At 42.1% G+C, this 13,980-nt stretch carries 25 protein-coding genes; all 25 read left to right on the forward strand.

What is annotated here, in order from left to right; genetic code table 11:
- Positions 1-17 precede the first annotated feature (17 nt).
- The 25 genes from IEW82_RS17965 (at position 18) to rpmD (ending at position 13,868) form a co-directional block, all read left to right on the forward strand.
- Positions 18-269: a 50S ribosomal protein L7ae-like protein gene (locus IEW82_RS17965; RefSeq protein WP_188698142.1), complete on the forward strand. Its 252-nt coding sequence runs from the start codon at positions 18-20 to the stop codon at positions 267-269.
- A 98-nt stretch (positions 270-367) separates the two neighbouring features.
- Positions 368-781: a 30S ribosomal protein S12 gene (gene rpsL, locus IEW82_RS17970; protein WP_188698146.1), complete on the forward strand. Its 414-nt coding sequence runs from the start codon at positions 368-370 to the stop codon at positions 779-781.
- A gap of 46 nt (positions 782-827) precedes the next feature.
- Positions 828-1,298: a 30S ribosomal protein S7 gene (gene rpsG, locus IEW82_RS17975; RefSeq protein WP_188698149.1), complete on the forward strand. Its 471-nt coding sequence runs from the start codon at positions 828-830 to the stop codon at positions 1,296-1,298.
- A 30-nt stretch (positions 1,299-1,328) separates the two neighbouring features.
- Complete coding sequence (gene fusA, locus IEW82_RS17980) at positions 1,329-3,407, forward strand: elongation factor G (RefSeq protein ID WP_188698152.1); 2,079 nt, start codon at positions 1,329-1,331, stop codon at positions 3,405-3,407.
- A gap of 113 nt (positions 3,408-3,520) precedes the next feature.
- Positions 3,521-4,711: an elongation factor Tu gene (gene tuf, locus IEW82_RS17985; RefSeq protein ID WP_188698155.1), complete on the forward strand. Its 1,191-nt coding sequence runs from the start codon at positions 3,521-3,523 to the stop codon at positions 4,709-4,711.
- 467 nt (positions 4,712-5,178) lie between these two features.
- Positions 5,179-5,487, forward strand: coding sequence for a 30S ribosomal protein S10 (rpsJ, locus tag IEW82_RS17990; RefSeq protein WP_188698158.1), 309 nt, complete (start codon positions 5,179-5,181; stop codon positions 5,485-5,487).
- Positions 5,488-5,521: 34 nt separating this feature from the next.
- On the forward strand, positions 5,522-6,160 hold the full coding sequence (rplC, locus tag IEW82_RS17995) for a 50S ribosomal protein L3 (protein WP_188698161.1): 639 nt from the start codon (positions 5,522-5,524) through the stop codon (positions 6,158-6,160).
- Positions 6,161-6,177: 17 nt separating this feature from the next.
- Positions 6,178-6,801, forward strand: coding sequence for a 50S ribosomal protein L4 (rplD, locus tag IEW82_RS18000; protein WP_188698164.1), 624 nt, complete (start codon positions 6,178-6,180; stop codon positions 6,799-6,801).
- Complete coding sequence (gene rplW, locus IEW82_RS18005) at positions 6,801-7,091, forward strand: 50S ribosomal protein L23 (protein WP_188698167.1); 291 nt, start codon at positions 6,801-6,803, stop codon at positions 7,089-7,091. Before rplD ends, rplW begins: the two co-directional genes overlap by 1 nt.
- 32 nt (positions 7,092-7,123) lie before the next feature.
- On the forward strand, positions 7,124-7,957 hold the full coding sequence (gene rplB / locus IEW82_RS18010; RefSeq protein WP_188698170.1) for a 50S ribosomal protein L2: 834 nt from the start codon (positions 7,124-7,126) through the stop codon (positions 7,955-7,957).
- A 36-nt stretch (positions 7,958-7,993) separates the two neighbouring features.
- Complete coding sequence (gene rpsS, locus IEW82_RS18015) at positions 7,994-8,272, forward strand: 30S ribosomal protein S19 (RefSeq protein WP_188698173.1); 279 nt, start codon at positions 7,994-7,996, stop codon at positions 8,270-8,272.
- Between the two features lie 25 nt (positions 8,273-8,297).
- On the forward strand, positions 8,298-8,639 hold the full coding sequence (rplV, locus tag IEW82_RS18020; protein ID WP_188698187.1) for a 50S ribosomal protein L22: 342 nt from the start codon (positions 8,298-8,300) through the stop codon (positions 8,637-8,639).
- 3 nt (positions 8,640-8,642) lie between these two features.
- Entirely contained in the window at positions 8,643-9,302 is a 660-nt protein-coding gene (gene rpsC / locus IEW82_RS18025; protein ID WP_188698191.1) for a 30S ribosomal protein S3, read from the forward strand.
- A 1-nt stretch (position 9,303) separates the two neighbouring features.
- Complete coding sequence (rplP, locus tag IEW82_RS18030) at positions 9,304-9,738, forward strand: 50S ribosomal protein L16 (RefSeq protein WP_188698193.1); 435 nt, start codon at positions 9,304-9,306, stop codon at positions 9,736-9,738.
- On the forward strand, positions 9,728-9,931 hold the full coding sequence (rpmC, locus tag IEW82_RS18035) for a 50S ribosomal protein L29 (protein ID WP_188698196.1): 204 nt from the start codon (positions 9,728-9,730) through the stop codon (positions 9,929-9,931). The genes rplP and rpmC overlap by 11 nt, the downstream gene beginning before the upstream one ends.
- Before the next feature lie 20 nt (positions 9,932-9,951).
- Complete coding sequence (rpsQ, locus tag IEW82_RS18040; RefSeq protein WP_188698199.1) at positions 9,952-10,218, forward strand: 30S ribosomal protein S17; 267 nt, start codon at positions 9,952-9,954, stop codon at positions 10,216-10,218.
- A 36-nt stretch (positions 10,219-10,254) separates the two neighbouring features.
- Complete coding sequence (gene rplN / locus IEW82_RS18045; RefSeq protein WP_188698202.1) at positions 10,255-10,623, forward strand: 50S ribosomal protein L14; 369 nt, start codon at positions 10,255-10,257, stop codon at positions 10,621-10,623.
- 46 nt (positions 10,624-10,669) lie between these two features.
- Positions 10,670-10,981 carry a 50S ribosomal protein L24 gene (gene rplX, locus IEW82_RS18050; RefSeq protein WP_188698311.1) on the forward strand — a complete coding sequence of 104 codons (312 nt, stop codon included), beginning with the start codon at positions 10,670-10,672 and terminating at the stop codon, positions 10,979-10,981.
- A gap of 28 nt (positions 10,982-11,009) precedes the next feature.
- Positions 11,010-11,549 (forward strand): 50S ribosomal protein L5, encoded by a 540-nt coding sequence (gene rplE / locus IEW82_RS18055; RefSeq protein WP_188698204.1) that lies wholly within the window; start codon positions 11,010-11,012, stop codon positions 11,547-11,549.
- Between the two features lie 20 nt (positions 11,550-11,569).
- Complete coding sequence (locus tag IEW82_RS18060) at positions 11,570-11,755, forward strand: type Z 30S ribosomal protein S14 (RefSeq protein WP_188698220.1); 186 nt, start codon at positions 11,570-11,572, stop codon at positions 11,753-11,755.
- Between the two features lie 29 nt (positions 11,756-11,784).
- Complete coding sequence (gene rpsH, locus IEW82_RS18065; RefSeq protein ID WP_188698224.1) at positions 11,785-12,183, forward strand: 30S ribosomal protein S8; 399 nt, start codon at positions 11,785-11,787, stop codon at positions 12,181-12,183.
- A 30-nt stretch (positions 12,184-12,213) separates the two neighbouring features.
- Positions 12,214-12,753 carry a 50S ribosomal protein L6 gene (gene rplF, locus IEW82_RS18070; RefSeq protein WP_188698227.1) on the forward strand — a complete coding sequence of 180 codons (540 nt, stop codon included), beginning with the start codon at positions 12,214-12,216 and terminating at the stop codon, positions 12,751-12,753.
- Between the two features lie 30 nt (positions 12,754-12,783).
- Positions 12,784-13,146, forward strand: coding sequence for a 50S ribosomal protein L18 (gene rplR / locus IEW82_RS18075; RefSeq protein ID WP_188698231.1), 363 nt, complete (start codon positions 12,784-12,786; stop codon positions 13,144-13,146).
- A gap of 18 nt (positions 13,147-13,164) precedes the next feature.
- Complete coding sequence (gene rpsE, locus IEW82_RS18080) at positions 13,165-13,665, forward strand: 30S ribosomal protein S5 (protein WP_188698233.1); 501 nt, start codon at positions 13,165-13,167, stop codon at positions 13,663-13,665.
- A 14-nt stretch (positions 13,666-13,679) separates the two neighbouring features.
- The gene (gene rpmD / locus IEW82_RS18085) at positions 13,680-13,868 is read left to right on the forward strand and encodes a 50S ribosomal protein L30 (RefSeq protein ID WP_188698238.1); all 189 of its coding nucleotides are present in this window, start codon (positions 13,680-13,682) and stop codon (positions 13,866-13,868) included.
- Positions 13,869-13,980: the final 112 nt, after the last annotated feature.

The raw sequence follows: 13,980 nt of genomic DNA on the forward strand, positions 1-13,980 counted from the left end.
TTTGGAGGGCTGTAAGAATGTCTTATGATAAAGTAACACAGGCCAATAACAATATTATTATCGGTACCAAACAATCTTTAAAGGCATTAAAAGATGACCGCATCAAAGAAGTTGTCATTGCTGCTGATGCAGATGTTTATATTACCAGTCGTGTCGTAGATTTGGCAGAGGAAAAGCAGGTCCCTGTTTTTACTGTGGATTCGATGAAAAAACTTGGTAAGGCATGCGGCATTGATGTTGGTGCAGCGGTTGTTGCCATTAAAAAATAATCAAAGCTTGGGATTTCCCATGCACATTTTTTTGCCCGATAATGATTCACCTGGATCTGTGGGTCTAGTAAAAGATATTAAGAAGGGAGGAAAACGAAATGCCAACAATTAACCAATTGATTCGCAAAGGTCGTCATTCAAAAATTAAAAAGTCTGACTCACCAGCGCTTAACAAGAGCTATAACAGCCTTGAAAAGAAAATGAACGATCTATCTTCACCACAAAAGCGTGGCGTTTGTACCCGTGTTAGTACGATTACTCCTAAGAAGCCTAACTCGGCGTTGCGTAAAATTGCCCGTGTTCGTTTAACTAACGGAATTGAGGTAACGGCATATATTCCTGGTATTGGTCACAACCTTCAAGAACACAGTGTTGTTCTTATTCGTGGAGGCCGTGTAAAAGACCTTCCTGGTGTGCGTTATCACATTGTGCGTGGTGCATTAGATACTGCCGGTGTTGAAAACCGCCAACAAGGCCGTTCAAAATACGGTGCGAAAAAGCCAAAAGCTTAAGTTAGAGTTTCTATATATGAATCAGTTTGAAAGGAGGGTATCTTAAATGCCACGTAAAGGTCCAGTAGAAAAACGTGATGTCTTACCAGATCCGCTTTATAATTCGAAGTTGGTTACGCGTTTAATCAACCGCATTATGAAGGATGGTCGTAAAGGTAAGGCACAAACGATTTTATATCATGCATTTGATCTTGTGAAAGAACGTACGAACCAAGAACCAATGGAGGTTTTTGATCAAGCGATCAAGAACGTTATGCCAGTATTAGAGGTTCGTGCAAGACGTGTAGGTGGTTCCAACTATCAAGTACCAGTTGAAGTTCGCCCAGAGCGTCGTACAACACTTGCTCTTCGTTGGTTAGTTAACTATGCGCGCCTACGCGGAGAGAAAACCATGGTTGAGCGTTTAGCTAACGAAATCATCGATGCAGCGAATAACACAGGTTCAGCAGTTAAAAAGCGTGAAGATACGCACAAGATGGCTGAAGCGAACAAAGCATTCGCACACTATCGTTGGTAATAGACTTTACAGTAGAAAGGAGAGTTACCAATGGGAAGAGCCTTCTCACTCGAGAAAACAAGAAATATTGGTATCATGGCGCACATTGATGCTGGTAAAACGACCACGACAGAACGCATCCTTTTCTATTCAGGACGCATTCACAAAATTGGTGAAACCCATGAAGGTGCGTCCCAAATGGACTGGATGGAACAAGAGCAAGAACGCGGGATTACCATTACATCTGCGGCAACAACAGCGCAATGGAATGATCACCGTGTCAACATCATTGATACACCAGGACACGTAGACTTTACTGTTGAAGTTGAACGTTCATTGCGTGTATTAGATGGTGCTGTTGCTGTTCTTGATGCTCAGTCAGGCGTTGAGCCACAAACAGAAACTGTATGGCGTCAGGCCACAACTTATGGGGTTCCTCGTATTGTATTTGTTAACAAAATGGACAAAATCGGTGCCGATTTCCTTTTTTCAACAAATTCATTGCATGAACGCCTCCAAGCCAATGCACATCCTATCCAATTGCCAATCGGCGCTGAGGATGATTTTCAGGGCATCATCGATCTAGTGACGATGAAAGCTTATTTCTATGAGGATGACCTTGGAACACGTACTAAAGCTGAAGATATTCCCGAGGAATATCTTGATCAAGCACAAGAATATCATGACAAACTTATCGAAGCGATAGCTGAATTCGATGAAGAGCTTATGATGAAATATCTTGAGGGCGAAGAACTTACAGTTGAAGAGATCAAAGCTGCAATTCGCAAAGCGACTTGTAGCGTTAACTTCTTCCCAGTACTTTGTGGTTCGGCCTTCAAAAATAAAGGTGTTCAGCTTGTTCTTGATGCGGTTATCGACTACCTCCCATCACCACTTGATGTTCCTGCTATTAAGGGTGTCATTGCTGGTACCGAAGAGGAAGTGGAACGCAAAGCGGATGATAATGGTCCTTTCTCGGCCTTAGCATTTAAGGTTATGACGGATCCATTCGTAGGTAAGTTAACCTTCTTCCGTGTTTATTCTGGAACAGCTACGGCGGGTTCTTACGTGAAGAACTCTACAAAGAATAAAAGAGAACGTCTTGGACGTATTCTTCAAATGCACGCTAACACTCGCGAAGAAATCAAAGAGGTTTTTTCAGGGGATATTGCAGCGGCAGTTGGTTTTAAAGATACATCAACTGGAGATACTCTTTGTGATGAAAAGGATAATGTCATCCTTGAGTCCATGGAATTCCCAGATCCAGTTATCTCTGTAGCAATCGAACCTAAGACAAAAGCTGACCAAGACAAAATGTCAGTGGCTCTTGGTAAGCTTGCTGAAGAGGACCCAACATTTAAAACTGAAACAAACGAAGAAACCGGTCAAACCATTATCTCTGGTATGGGTGAGTTACACCTTGACATCATTGTTGACCGTCTAAAACGTGAATTTAAAGTTGAAGCTAATGTTGGTTCACCTCAGGTTGCCTATCGCGAAACCATTCGCAAAGCAGGTAAAGCTGAAGGTAAGTTCGTACGTCAATCTGGTGGTCGTGGACAATATGGTCACGTATGGATTGAATTTGAACCTCTTGAAGAGGGTGGCGGCTTCGAGTTTGTTGATAAAATTGTTGGTGGTGTTGTTCCACGTGAATACATCCCATCGGTTGAAGCAGGTTTGAAAGATGCGCTACCAAATGGTTTGCTGGCAGGTTATCCATTAATTGATGTCCGTGCGACACTTTATGATGGTTCATATCACGATGTCGACTCTAACGAAATGGCGTTCAAGATCGCTGCTTCTATGGCTTTGAAAAAAGCGCGTGAAGTGTGTGATCCTGTTATTCTTGAGCCAATCGAGAGAGTGGAAGTGGTTATCCCAGAAGAATACTTGGGTGACATCATGGGTGATATCACAAGCCGTCGTGGCCGGGTTGAAGGTATGGAAAGCCGTGCAGGTGCCCAAGTGGTTAAAGCATTTGTACCACTTTCGGAAATGTTCGGTTATGCAACAACCTTACGTTCAGCCACACAAGGTCGCGGTGTTTACACCATGCACTTTGATCACTATGAAGAAGTGCCAAAGAGCATTGCAGAAGAAATTATTAAAAAGGCAACTGGACAATAATATTCTTGCTGATCACATAAGTTTATTGTAAGCTAGGGTAGACGAGCAATCGTCCTATCTTAGATCACATATTAAAAAAATAATTGGTTATATAAAAAGGAGGAAATTTTCTCATGGGTAAAGAGAAATTCGACCGTTCTAAACCACACGTTAATATTGGTACAATTGGACACGTTGACCATGGTAAAACTACTTTAACAGCTGCTATTACAACTGTTCTTCATAAGCGTTTTAACCGCGGTACTGCGATGGCTTATGATTCAATCGACGGTGCTCCAGAAGAAAGAGAACGCGGTATCACAATCGCAACTGCTCACGTTGAGTACGAAACTGACAACCGTCACTATGCACACGTTGACTGCCCAGGACACGCTGACTATGTTAAAAACATGATTACTGGTGCGGCACAAATGGACGGCGCGATCTTAGTTGTTTCTGCTGCTGATGGCCCAATGCCACAAACACGTGAACACATTCTACTTTCTCGTCAAGTTGGTGTACCTTCCATCGTTGTTTTCTTGAACAAAGTTGACATGGTTGACGATGAAGAGCTTCTTGAATTAGTAGAAATGGAAGTACGTGACCTACTTACTGAATATGAATTCCCTGGCGACGATGTACCAGTAGTTGCTGGTTCTGCTCTTAAAGCACTTGAGGGTGACGAAGCTTATGAAGAAAAAATTCTTGAGCTAATGAACCAAGTTGATGAGTACATCCCAACTCCAGAACGTGACACAGACAAACCATTCATGATGCCTGTTGAGGACGTCTTCTCAATCACTGGTCGTGGTACGGTTGCTACAGGTCGTGTAGAACGTGGTCAAGTTAAAGTCGGCGACGAAGTTGAAATCCTTGGTCTTCATGAAGAAAACAAAAAGACTACTGTTACTGGTGTAGAAATGTTCCGTAAATTGCTTGACTATGCTGAAGCTGGGGACAACATTGGTGCGTTGCTTCGTGGTGTTGACCGTGAAGAAGTAGAACGTGGCCAAGTTTTAATCAAGCCAGGTACTGTAAATGCTCATAAAGAATTTGAAGGTGAAGTATACGTATTGTCAAAAGAAGAAGGTGGCCGTCATAAGCCATTCTTCACAGGTTACCGTCCTCAGTTCTACTTCCGTACAACTGATGTAACAGGTACAATCGAACTTCCAGAAGGTACTGAAATGGTAATGCCTGGCGATAACGTATCAATGAAGGTTTCACTTATCGCTCCAATCGCTATCGAAGAAGGTACTAAATTCTCTATCCGTGAGGGTGGACGTACTGTAGGCGCTGGCGTTGTTACTAAAATTACTCAATAATAAAGTTGTTTTAAGGAAAAGCACTCTTCTCAGAGTGCTTTTTTCTTTGTTTTGTTAGATCATACAAGACCGAAGTTAAAGTCTTTATAATTAAGAGTATTAAGTAAATTACGTTATTATTCGAGAATCCCATAAAGTCTTGTCATTGGGTATAAAACTCTATATAATGGGGGAATGTTGCTAAAGAGATCGACGCATTATGTAGAATATTAAAGGTGATGAGGGCTTTTTTATAAGATAAAAGTTTTGGTGGGGAAAATTCACTACTGGAACTTGTGAGAAATACTTAATGAATCTGCTAAAAACAGTTGCAATTGCCTTATATTTTTTATATAATAGGAAATGTTGGTTTCAGCAATGATGCGGAAGGTTGCGGATACACCCGGCCCCTTTGCCATGGCTAGTGTATGCGGATATTTTCGTGGAGCAAGTCTATTTATAAAAATGGGCGAAAAGGAGGGAGTAAAATGGCAAAACAAAAAATACGTATTCGTTTAAAAGCTTATGATCATCGTATTTTAGACCAATCAGCAGAAAAAATCGTAGAAACGGCTAAACGTTCTGGTGCGAAGGTTTCAGGACCAATTCCGTTACCTACAGAAAAATCTATTTACACAATCTTAAGAGCTGTTCACAAGTACAAAGATTCTCGCGAACAATTCGAAATGCGCACGCATAAGCGTTTGATCGATATCGTTGAGCCAACGCCACAAACGGTAGATTCACTCATGAGACTTGATTTACCATCCGGCGTTGACATCGAAATAAAACTATAATCATGACAATACACAAATGTAGGAGGTGTTACGGATGACCAAAGGAATCTTAGGTAAAAAACTTGGCATGACTCAGATCTTCAGTGAGAACGGAGATGTCATTGCTGTCACAGTAGTAGAGGCTGCACCAAGTGTTGTTTTGCAAAAGAAAACAGTAGAATCCGATGGCTATGAAGCGATACAAATCGGTTTTGACGATAAGAAAGAAGTCAGAACGAATAAAGCAGAAAAAGGCCATTCTGGTAAAGCAAATACTGCGCCTAAGCGCTTCATCAAGGAAATCCGTGATGTGAATCTTGACGACTATGAAGTCGGCCAAGAGGTTAAGGTTGATATTTTCAAAGAAGGCGACATTATCGACGTAACGGGCCAATCCAAAGGTAAAGGATTCCAGGGCTCTATCAAGCGTCATAATCAATCACGTGGGCCAATGAGCCACGGTTCTCATTATCATAGAGCACCGGGTTCTATGGGGGCGGTTGATCCAATGCGCGTCTTTAAAGGAAAAGCTCTACCAGGACGTATGGGTGGAGAACAAGTGACTGTGCAAAACCTTGAAGTTGTAAAAGTGGACGTAGAGCGTAATCTTTTGCTTATTAAAGGTAACGTGCCAGGCGCGAAAAAGAGTTATTTAACGATCAAAAGCGCGATCAAGAGCGCTGAAGCCAAATAAGAAAGGGGGATGCTTCCATGCCAAAATTAACAGTATTAGATAAATCCGGTTCTAATGTTGGAGAAATTGAATTAAAGGACTCCGTATTTGGTATTGAACCTAATGAACACGTGATGTACCAAGCGATTATCATGCAACAAGCTTCTTTACGACAAGGAACACACGCTGTTAAGAATCGTTCTGCAGTAAGAGGCGGAGGCGTTAAACCATGGCGCCAAAAAGGAACGGGTCGTGCACGCCAAGGTTCTATTCGTTCACCACAATGGGTAGGCGGCGGTGTTGTCTTCGGGCCAACTCCACGTAGTTATAGCTTTAAGTTACCAAAAAAAGTTCGTCGTTTAGCAATCAAATCAGCGCTTTCTTCTAAAGTGAAGGATAACGAAATCATTGTTTTGGATGATCTTACACTTGATGCTCCGAAAACAAAAGAATTCGTCAATGTGCTTAGCAACTTATCCATTAATGAAAAAGCATTAATCGTGACAAGTGAGCTTCATGAAGCGACTGCTTTATCGGCGAGAAACATCCCAACTGTTAAACTTGTAACAGCAGATCAAGTCACAGTTTTAGATGTCGTTAACTATAACAAGCTTATTTTGACAAAAGCTGCTGCAGAAAAGCTAGAGGAGGTGCTTGGATAATGAAAGATCCACGCGATGTTATTAAGCGCCCCATTATTACAGAACGTTCAACTGAACAGATGGCAGACAAAAAGTATACTTTTTCTGTAGACCGTCGTTCAAACAAATCCGAAATTAAACGTGCTGTGGAAGAAATCTTCGGCGTGAAGGTTTCCAAAGTAAACACGATGAATTACAAAGGTAAACTCAAACGCTATGGCCGTTATTCGGGTTATACTGCACAACGTAAAAAAGCTATTGTTACACTAACACCTGACAGCAAAGAATTAGACTTCTACGAAGGTGTTTAAGCCAGAATCAATAGTGAAGGAGGGAAAAAACCATGGCGATTAAGAAGTATAAACCAACATCCAATGGCCGTCGTAACATGTCATCATTGGATTTCAGTGATATCACTACAGATCAACCAGAAAAATCGTTGCTTGCTCCGCTACCTAAAAAAGCTGGACGTAATAATCAAGGTAGGCTAACTGTTCGTCATCAAGGCGGCGGTCATAAGCGCAAATATCGTATCATCGATTTCAAGCGTAATAAAGACGGAGTACCAGGACGTATTGCTACTATCGAGTACGATCCAAACCGTACAGCAAACATTGCTCTTGTTCATTACGCCGATGGTGAAAAACGTTATATCCTTGCACCTAAAGGTGTTACAGTGGGTACAGAGATTATTTCAGGCCCTGATGCTGACATCAAACCAGGGAATGCACTTCCACTTAAGAACATCCCAGTAGGTACAATCATTCATAACATCGAGCTTAAGCCAGGACACGGTGGACAACTTGTACGTTCTGCTGGTGCAGAAGCACAGATCCTAGGTAAAGAAGAGAAATATGTTCTTGTTCGTTTGGTATCTGGCGAAGTGCGTATGATTCTTGATACTTGCCGTGCAACAGTCGGTCAAGTCGGAAACCTAGAACACGAGCTTGTTACAGTTGGTAAAGCTGGTCGTTCACGTTGGAAAGGCATTCGTCCTACAGTTCGTGGTTCTGTTATGAACCCTAATGATCACCCACATGGTGGTGGTGAAGGACGCGCACCAATCGGACGTAAATCACCAATGTCACCTTGGGGCAAACCAACTCTTGGTCTTAAGACAAGAAAGCGCAACAAGCCATCTGATAAATATATTGTACGTCGTCGTAAGAAAAAGTAATCGAATTTATGTAAATAAACGGAGGGAGGTTGACCCATGGGTCGCAGCCTGAAAAAAGGACCATTCGTTGATGATCATCTCATGAAAAAAGTTGAAGGTCTCAATGAAAACAACGACAAGAAAGTGATCAGAACATGGTCAAGACGTTCAACAATCTTCCCAGAGTTCATTGGACATACGATCGCAGTTTATGATGGACGCAAACATGTACCAGTCTATGTTACTGAAGATATGGTTGGTCATAAACTAGGAGAGTTTGCACCAACTCGGACATATCGTGGACACTCCAAAGACGATAAGAAGACAGGTCGTTAAGTAATCCCGAGAGGAGGAAAGAAACATGGAAGCAAAAGCTATTGCACGACAAGTTCGTGTTGCTCCTCGTAAAGCTCGCCTGGTCGTAGACCTTATTCGCGGTAAAGCTGTTGGTGAAGCTTATGCAATCTTAAAGAACACACCAAAGGCAGCTTCGCCGATTGTTGAGAAGCTATTAAAATCAGCTATTGCCAACGCAGAGCATAACTATGAGATGGAAGCCGACAGCTTGTTCGTTAAAAGTGCATTCGTTGATGAAGGCGTTACGTTGAAACGATTCCGTCCACGTGCCCAAGGCCGTGCAGGAAGAATTAATAAACGCACAAGTCACATCACCATCATCGTTTCAGAAAAGAAGGAGGGATAATGCGTGGGTCAAAAAGTAAATCCTAATGGTTTTCGTATTGGATACATCCGTGATTGGGAATCCAAGTGGTATGCGGATAAAAACTATGCCGATTACCTACACGAAGACATCAAAATTCGTGAATATATCGAAGAACGTTTAAAGGATGCTGCTGTGTCATCTATTGAATTAGAAAGAGCAGCTAATCGTATTAATGTCACTATTAAAACTGCTAAGCCTGGTATGGTTATCGGTAAGGGTGGATCAGAAGTAGAAGCACTTCGCAAATCCCTTAATGCTTTAACAGGTAAAAAAGTTCATGTGAATATTTTTGAAATCAAACAAGCCGATCTTGATGCTAAGCTTGTTGCTGAAAATATCGCGCGTCAGCTAGAAAACCGTGTAGCATGGCGTCGTGCTCAAAAACAAACTCTCACTCGTACAATGCGTGCCGGTGCTAAAGGTATTCGTACACAAGTCTCTGGACGTCTTGGCGGTGCTGATATTGCTCGTTCTGAAGACTACAGCGAAGGAACTGTTCCGCTTCATACACTTCGTGCAGACATCGATTATGGCACTGCAGAAGCAGACACCACTTACGGTAAGCTTGGTGTAAAAGTATGGATTTATCGCGGCGAAGTCCTTCCGACGAAAGGGTCGAACAAGAAGGAAGGAGGACAATAATATGTTGATGCCTAAACGCGTTAAATATCGTCGTCAACATCGCGGCAGAATGAAAGGCCGTGCGAAAGGCGGCACTGAAGTTAGCTTTGGTGAATTTGGTTTACAAGCAACAACATCTTCATGGATTACCAGCCGTCAAATCGAGGCTGCGCGTATTGCCATGACACGTTACATGAAGCGTGGCGGTAAAGTATGGATCAAGATCTTCCCACAAAAGCCGTACACTAAAAAGCCTCTTGAAGTCCGAATGGGTTCTGGTAAAGGTGCTCCTGAAGGCTGGGTTGCTGTTGTTAAGCCTGGAAAAATAATGTTTGAAATCGGAGGCGTTTCTGAAGAGGTTGCTCGTGAAGCGTTGCGTCTTGCCTCTCATAAACTCCCTGTTAAAACTAAATTCGTAAAACGTGAAGAAGTGGGTGGTGACGTCAATGAAGGCTAATGAAATTCGTAATTTGACCACTGCCGAAGTTGAACAAAAGATTAAATCGTTGAAAGAGGAGTTATTTAATCTTCGCTTTCAATTGGCAACAGGGCAGTTAGAAAACCCAGTTCAACTCAGTAAAGTCCGCAAGGATATTGCTCGTGCAAAAACTGTTCTACGCGAACGTGAACTAAAAATACAAAACGGCTAACAGAAAGGAGGCAATCCTGAATGGCTGAAGAACGGAACAGTCGTAAGACATATGTCGGTAAAGTCATTTCCGATAAAATGGATAAAACCATTACGGTGCTTGTTGAAACATACAAAAAGGCTCCGTTATATGGCAAACGCGTAAGATATTCCAAGAAGTATAAAGTGCATGATGAACAAAACACTGCCAAAATTGGTGATGTTGTTCGAATTATGGAAACTCGTCCATTATCTAAAGACAAGAGATATCGTCTCGTCGAGGTTGTGGAAGAAGCCGTAATTATCTAATGCGTTCGGAAAGTTATCCGAAGGGAGGTCCTTTGAATGATTCAACAAGAAACCCGATTGAAGGTTGCTGACAATTCAGGTGCTCGTGAAGTTTTAACAATTAAGGTTCTAGGTGGATCTGGTCGTAAGACTGCTAATATTGGTGACGTCATCGTTGCAACGGTAAAACAAGCAACACCAGGAGGCGTTGTCAAAAAAGGTGAAGTTGTTAAAGCTGTTGTTGTTCGTACACGCAGTGGTGTGCGCCGTGCTGATGGCTCCTATATCCGTTTCGATGAAAATGCTGCCGTAATTATCCGTGATGATAAGAGCCCACGTGGGACTCGTATTTTTGGACCGGTAGCCCGCGAATTGCGCGACAAACAATTCATGAAAATTGTCTCGCTCGCTCCGGAAGTTTTATAATATGTTGGTTTGACCAAAAGGAGGTGCGTGATTCACAATGGCTAGTATGCATGTGAAAAAGGGAGATAAAGTACAAGTTATCTCAGGAAAAGATAAAGGCAAACAAGGAGTTATCCTCGAAGCCTATCCAAAGAAAGATCGTGTCTTGGTTGAAGGCGTAAATATTGTCAAAAAACACGCCAAACCTTCACAAGTTAATCCACAAGGTGGTATTACAGACATCGAAGCACCAATCCATGTTTCCAATGTCATGCCACTTGATCCGAAAACGAATGAACCAACACGTGTTGGTTACCAAACAGTGGACGGTAAAAAGGTACGCGTTGCAAAAAAATCTGGCGAGCCTTTGGATAAATAAGAATTGTTTCTGAAAGGAGGTCACTGGCTTGAATCGTTTAAAAGAGAAGTATAACAGTGAAGTCGTTGCTGCATTAACTGAGAAATTTAATTACAGCAATAAAATGCAAGTTCCAGGTGTTGAAAAGATCGTTATCAACATGGGAATCGGTGATGCGGTTCAGAATTCAAAAGTGCTTGATGAAGCCGTTGAAGAACTGACTGCACTTGCAGGTCAAAAACCTGTCGTTACACGCGCTAAAAAATCTATTGCGGGCTTTAAGCTTCGTGAAGGTATGCCTATCGGTGCAAAAGTGACATTACGTGGCGAAAGAATGTATGAGTTCTTAGATAAATTGATCTCAGTATCATTACCTCGTGTGCGTGATTTCCGTGGTGTTTCTCCAAAATCATTCGATGGTCGTGGAAACTACACATTAGGTGTTCGTGAACAGCTTATTTTCCCGGAAATTGATTACGATAAAATTAATAAAGTCCGTGGAATGGATATTGTAATTGTTACAACTTCCAATACTGATGAAGAAGCAAGAGAGCTTCTTACATTGCTTGGAATGCCATTCAGAAAATAGGGAAGCAAGGAGGGAACGCATTGGCTAAGAAATCAATGATTGCAAAAAACAATCGTCCAAAAAAATTCAAAGTACAAGATTATACACGATGCCAACGTTGTGGACGTCCGCATTCTGTCCTTCGTAAGTTTAAACTTTGCCGCATTTGCTTCCGCGAATTAGCTTACAAGGGTCAAATCCCAGGCGTCAAAAAAGCCAGCTGGTAAACCCCAAGTTAGGGAAGGAGGTCACTCAAATGGTCATGACAGATCCGATAGCAGATATGCTTACTCGTATCCGGAATGCAAATAATGTGCGTCACGAATCATTAGAGCTTCCAGGTTCGAGAGTGAAAAAAGAAATCGCTGAAATTTTAAAGCGTGAAGGTTTTGTAAAAGATGTGGAATTTGTTGAAGATGACAAGCAAGGCGTACTTCGCATTTTCTTAAAATATGGTCAAAATCAAGAACGTGTTATCACAGGTTTGAAACGGATAAGCAAGCCTGGCCTAAGAGTATATGCAAAAGCTGACGAGGTTCCTCGTGTTCTCGGCGGACTTGGTATCGCGATTGTATCTACTTCAAAAGGTATCATCACGGATAAAGAAGCCCGTCAACAAAAAGTCGGCGGCGAAGTTTTAGCATACGTTTGGTAATCGTCTATAAGGGAATGGAGGTGTCATTACATGTCTCGTGTTGGTTTAAGACCTACAGAAGTACCACAGGGTGTAACGGTCACAATTGATGAAAAAAATCATGTGGTTGTAAAAGGACCAAAAGGAGAATTAGCCTTTACTTTTCATCCTGATATGAAAATTAATCTTAACGACAATGTAGTCACTGTGGAACGTCCAAGTGATTCAAAACAGCATCGCTCATTACACGGAACAACCTCTAGCATCATCAGCAATATGGTTGAGGGTGTAACAAAGGGTTACGAAAAAACGCTTGAGCTTGTTGGTGTCGGTTATAGAGCGAGCAAACAAGGGAAGAATCTTGTATTAAATGTTGGTTATTCCCATCCGGTTGAGATCGTTCCTGAAGAAGGAATTGAAATAGATGTCAACGGCAATAACAAAGTTATTGTTAAAGGGATTAGTAAAGAACGTGTCGGCGCTGTTGCAGCTAACATTCGTTCTGTACGTTCACCTGAGCCTTATAAAGGTAAAGGGATTCGTTATGAAGGCGAAGTTGTACGTCGTAAAGAAGGTAAGACCGGTAAATAGTCATCTGTAACAGAAAGGAGTGACTAGAATATGATCACGAAACCAAATAAAAATGCGATTCGTAAAAGAAGACATAAGCATATTCGTCGTCGTGTAGCCGGTACGGCTGTACGCCCACGTTTAAATGTATATCGTTCATCTAAGCATATCTATGCGCAAGTTATCAACGATGAAACAAGTGAAACTTTAGTGGCTGCTTCTTCATTAGATAAAGAAGTTGGTCTTGAAAAGGGTTCAGATATCGAAGCTGCAAAAAAGGTTGGCGCACTTGTTGCCAAGCGTGCTCTTGAAAAAGGCGTAAAAGAAATCGTCTTTGACCGAGGGGGCTACCTCTACCACGGTCGCGTAAAAGCTCTTGCAGATGCAGCTCGTGAAGCTGGATTAACATTCTAAGAAAAGGGAGGGAAATACATGCAATCTCGTGAGCGTAACAAGTCTGAATTAGAAGAACGTGTTGTAGCCATCAATCGCGTAGCAAAGGTTGTAAAAGGCGGTCGTCGTTTCCGTTTTGCTGCGTTGGTTGTTGTTGGTGATAAAAAGGGCAATGTTGGCTTCGGTATGGGTAAAGCACAGGAAGTACCTGAAGCTATTCGCAAAGGCGTTGAAGCTGCGAAGAAAAATATGATCAATGTACCGATCGTTAATACCTCTATTCCTCATCAGGTCACTGGTAGATACGGCGCAGGTAGTGTGCTTTTAAAACCAGCTGCAGAAGGTACTGGAATTATCGCTGGCGGACCTGTTCGTGCCGTTCTTGAACTTGCAGGGGTTGGCGATATCCTTTCTAAATCCTTAGGCTCAAATAATCCTATCAATATGGTTCGGGCAACGATTCAAGGCTTACAAAGCTTAAAGCGTGCAGAAGATGTTGCAAAGTTGCGTGGTAAATCCGTTGAAGAATTGTTAGGATAAGGGAGGGATAAAGAATGGCTAAAAAATTAGAAATCACCCTCGTTCACAGTGTGATCGGACGTCCTAAGAGTCAAAGAATTACGGTAAAAACTCTCGGTTTGAAAAAAACGAACCAAACTGTAGTACAAGAAGATAATCCCGCGATTCGTGGTATGATTAACAAAGTCTCACACTTGTTAAAAGTGGAAGAAGTCGCTGAATAATCAGCGTCCTCCGCGCAAACGTGGTTGATCGATAAATGTATGCATTGCATTGTCAATGAAATATTGTACGTTAAGTACACATTCATTGACCATTATAGAAGTAGGAGGTGCC

It is taken from the genome of Pullulanibacillus camelliae (genome assembly GCF_014642655.1).
Taxonomy (GTDB): domain Bacteria; phylum Bacillota; class Bacilli; order Bacillales; family Sporolactobacillaceae; genus Pullulanibacillus; species Pullulanibacillus camelliae.